Annotated in this window: 1 protein-coding gene and 2 rRNA genes; all 3 read left to right on the top strand. The window is 54.6% G+C overall.

What is annotated here, in order from left to right:
- Nucleotides 1–231, top strand: a 231-nt coding sequence (locus QNN99_RS17380; RefSeq protein WP_229968479.1) for a hypothetical protein, incomplete at its 5' end; no start/stop codon positions are given.
- Between the two features lie 7 nt (nucleotides 232–238).
- Nucleotides 239–3,404, top strand: a 23S ribosomal RNA gene (locus QNN99_RS17375).
- 280 nt (nucleotides 3,405–3,684) lie between these two features.
- Nucleotides 3,685–3,801 (top strand): 5S ribosomal RNA (gene rrf / locus QNN99_RS17370).
- The last annotated feature ends 48 nt before the right edge of the window (nucleotides 3,802–3,849 follow it).

The following is a 3,849-nucleotide window of genomic DNA, read 5'->3' as shown; positions in this document are numbered from 1 at the left end:
ACACGGTTTCGTGTTGTTTCTGATTGTTCCTGCGCAGGTCCAAGACCGTCCACGGTGAATACGTGGTGGTGGCGGGGTGTGACGGGGTTGTTGTTTGAGAACTACATAGTGGACGCGAGCATCTTAAAATTATTAAGTGCAATTTCAGATAAACCTGGTGCTCCGGGTCATGCCCTTGCGGTGTGGTCCGGTGTTGTCATGGTTTTCTCGATAGCAGGAAATATTTATTGATCTTTGTGGTCAAGTTTTTAAGGGCACACGGTGGATGCCTTGGCATCAGGAGCCGAAGAAGGACGTAGGAATCTGCGATAAGCCTGGGGGAGTTGATAACCGAGCGTTGATCCCAGGATGTCCGAATGGGGAAACCCCGCCCGGCGCGCGAGTGACCGGGTGACCCGCATCTGAACACATAGGGTGCGTGGAGGGAACGTGGGGAAGTGAAACATCTCAGTACCCACAGGAAGAGAAAACAACAGTGATTCCGTTAGTAGTGGCGAGCGAACGCGGAAGAGGCTAAACCAGTGGTGTGTGATAGCCGGCGGGCGTTGCATCACTGGGGTTGCGGGACTTTCCGTACCGATTCTGCCGGATCGGTGAAGTGAGTGCAGATGCATAGGTGAACTGGTTTGAAAGCCAGGCCGTAGAGGGTGTTAGCCCCGTAACCGGAATGTATGCTGCCGCTTGGAGAGGATCCCAAGTAGCACGGGGCCCGAGAAATCCCGTGCGAATCTGCCAGGACCACCTGGTAAGCCTAAATACTCCCTGATGACCGATAGCGGACAAGTACCGTGAGGGAAAGGTGAAAAGTACCCCGGGAGGGGAGTGAAACAGTACCTGAAACCGTGTGCCTACAATCCGTTGGAGCAGGGCGATGCCACTTGTGGTGTCGTGCTTGTGACAGCGTGCCTTTTGAAGAATGAGCCTGCGAGTTAGTGTTACGTCGCGAGGTTAACCCGTGAGGGGAAGCCGTAGCGAAAGCGAGTCTGAACAGGGCGATGCAGTGGCGTGATCTAGACCCGAAGCGGAGTGATCTACCCATGGCCAGGTTGAAGCGCGTGTAAGAGCGCGTGGAGGACCGAACCCACTTCAGTTGAAAATGGAGGGGATGAGCTGTGGGTAGGGGTGAAAGGCCAATCAAACTCCGTGATAGCTGGTTCTCCCCGAAATGCATTTAGGTGCAGCGTTGCGTGTTTCTTACCGGAGGTAGAGCTACTGGATGGCTAATGGGCCCTACAAGGTTACTGACGTCAGCCAAACTCCGAATGCCGGTAAGTGAGAGCGCAGCAGTGAGACTGTGGGGGATAAGCTTCATAGTCGAGAGGGAAACAGCCCAGACCACCAACTAAGGCCCCTAAGCGTGTGCTAAGTGGGAAAGGATGTGGAGTTGCGAAGACAACCAGGAGGTTGGCTTAGAAGCAGCCATCCTTGAAAGAGTGCGTAATAGCTCACTGGTCAAGTGATTCCGCGCCGACAATGTAGCGGGGCTCAAGTACACCGCCGAAGTTGTGGCATTCAAATATTAGCCAAGCGGATGGTTTATCCATTTTCGTTCAAGCGTTTGGATGGGTAGGGGAGCGTCGTGTGGGCAGTGAAGTCGCGGTGTAAACCAGCGGTGGAGCCTACACGAGTGAGAATGCAGGCATGAGTAGCGAAAGACGGGTGAGAAACCCGTCCGCCGAATGATCAAGGGTTCCAGGGTCAAGCTAATCTGCCCTGGGTAAGTCGGGACCTAAGGCGAGGCCGACAGGCGTAGTCGATGGACAACGGGTTGATATTCCCGTACCGGCGAAAAACCGCCAATACCAAGCGGGGGACACTAACCGCCCAATACCTGACCGGCCGCCCTTGTGGCGACCCGGTTTTTGGTGGAGCGCGGGACCTGATCCTGGGAGGTAAGCGTATTAACAGGTGTGACGCAGGAAGGTAGCCGGGCCGGGCGATGGTTGTCCTGGTCTAAGGATGTAGGGTCAGCGATAGGTAAATCCGTTGCTGTGTCTTTGATGACGATACCTGAGATCTGATGGGACCCACTTTGGTGGGAATCCGGTGATCCTATGCTGCCTAGAAAAGCATCGGCGCGAGGTTTTAGCCGCCCGTACCCCAAACCGACACAGGTGATCAGGTAGAGAATACTAAGGCGATCGAGAGAATTATGGTTAAGGAACTCGGCAAAATGCCCCCGTAACTTCGGGAGAAGGGGGGCCCCAACCTTGATGGACACTTGCTGTCCGGAGGGGATCGGGGCCGCAGAGACCAGGGGGAAGCGACTGTTTACTAAAAACACAGGTCCGTGCGAAGTCGCAAGACGATGTATACGGACTGACTCCTGCCCGGTGCTGGAAGGTTAAGAGGACCGGTTAGCCCTTACGGGCGAAGCTGGGAATTTAAGCCCCAGTAAACGGCGGTGGTAACTATAACCATCCTAAGGTAGCGAAATTCCTTGTCGGGTAAGTTCCGACCTGCACGAATGGAGTAACGACTTCCCCGCTGTCTCAACCATAAACTCGGCGAAATTGCAGTACGAGTAAAGATGCTCGTTACGCGCAGCAGGACGGAAAGACCCCGAGACCTTTACTATAGTTTGGTATTGATATTCGGTGTGGCTTGTGTAGGATAGGTGGGAGACTGTGAGACCCGGACGCCAGTTCGGGTGGAGTCATCGTTGAAATACCACTCTGGTCATACTGGATATCTAACTTCGGCCCGTAATCCGGGTCAGGGACAGTGCCTGATGGGTAGTTTAACTGGGGCGGTTGCCTCCTAAAGAGTAACGGAGGCGCCCAAAGGTTCCCTCAGCCTGGTTGGCAATCAGGTGGCGAGTGTAAGTGCACAAGGGAGCTTGACTGTGAGAGAGACATCTCAAGCAGGGACGAAAGTCGGGACTAGTGATCCGGCGGTACATTGTGGAATGGCCGTCGCTCAACGGATAAAAGGTACCTCGGGGATAACAGGCTGATCTTGCCCAAGAGTCCATATCGACGGCATGGTTTGGCACCTCGATGTCGGCTCGTCGCATCCTGGGGCTGGAGTAGGTCCCAAGGGTTGGGCTGTTCGCCCATTAAAGCGGTACGCGAGCTGGGTTTAGAACGTCGTGAGACAGTTCGGTCCCTATCCGCTGCGCGCGCAGGAAATTTGAGAAGGGCTGTCCTTAGTACGAGAGGACCGGGACGGACGAACCTCTGGTGTGTCAGTTGTACTGCCAAGTGCACCGCTGATTAGCTACGTTCGGATGGGATAACCGCTGAAAGCATCTAAGCGGGAAGCCCGCTTCGAGATGAGATTTCCATACACCTTGTGTGTGAGAGGCCCCCAGCCAGACCACTGGGTTGATAGGCCGGATGTGGAAGCGGGGACTAAAGACCCGTGAAGCTGACCGGTACTAATAGGCCGATAACTTACACCACACCACAATCTGGGAGAACACGACTTCAAACGGTTCTCCAAAGTATAAAGGGTTGTGTTGATCATGCTGCTTGCGTCCACTATGTGGTTCCCGGATAACAAACCCGTGAGGTTTGTCACCCGTGGAACCGGCACCGCCGTACCCCTTTCAGGGTGTGGTGTGCCGTATAATTACAGTTATAACTTCGCTATTGCAACACGTCGTTTTTGATGGTGTGTTGTGTTGTGACCATTGATTTCCCCTCACCCAGGTTTGTTTATGGGTGGTGCGGGTGGAAGGGTTACGGCGGTCATAGCGTGGGGGAAACGCCCGGTCCCATTCCGAACCCGGAAGCTAAGACCCACAGCGCCGATGGTACTGCATCCGGGAGGATGTGGGAGAGTAGGTCACCGCCGGACAATATTTACGGTTGAAAGACACCGGTTGTTCAGAGAGTAAGGCCCCGC

The sequence above is a fragment of the Arthrobacter sp. zg.Y820 genome (assembly GCF_030125555.1).
In the GTDB taxonomy this organism is placed as follows: Bacteria; Actinomycetota; Actinomycetes; order Actinomycetales; family Micrococcaceae; genus Arthrobacter_B.
The sequence above is the reverse complement of the archived record's forward strand: the minus strand, read 5'-3'. Positions and strand labels throughout refer to the sequence as shown.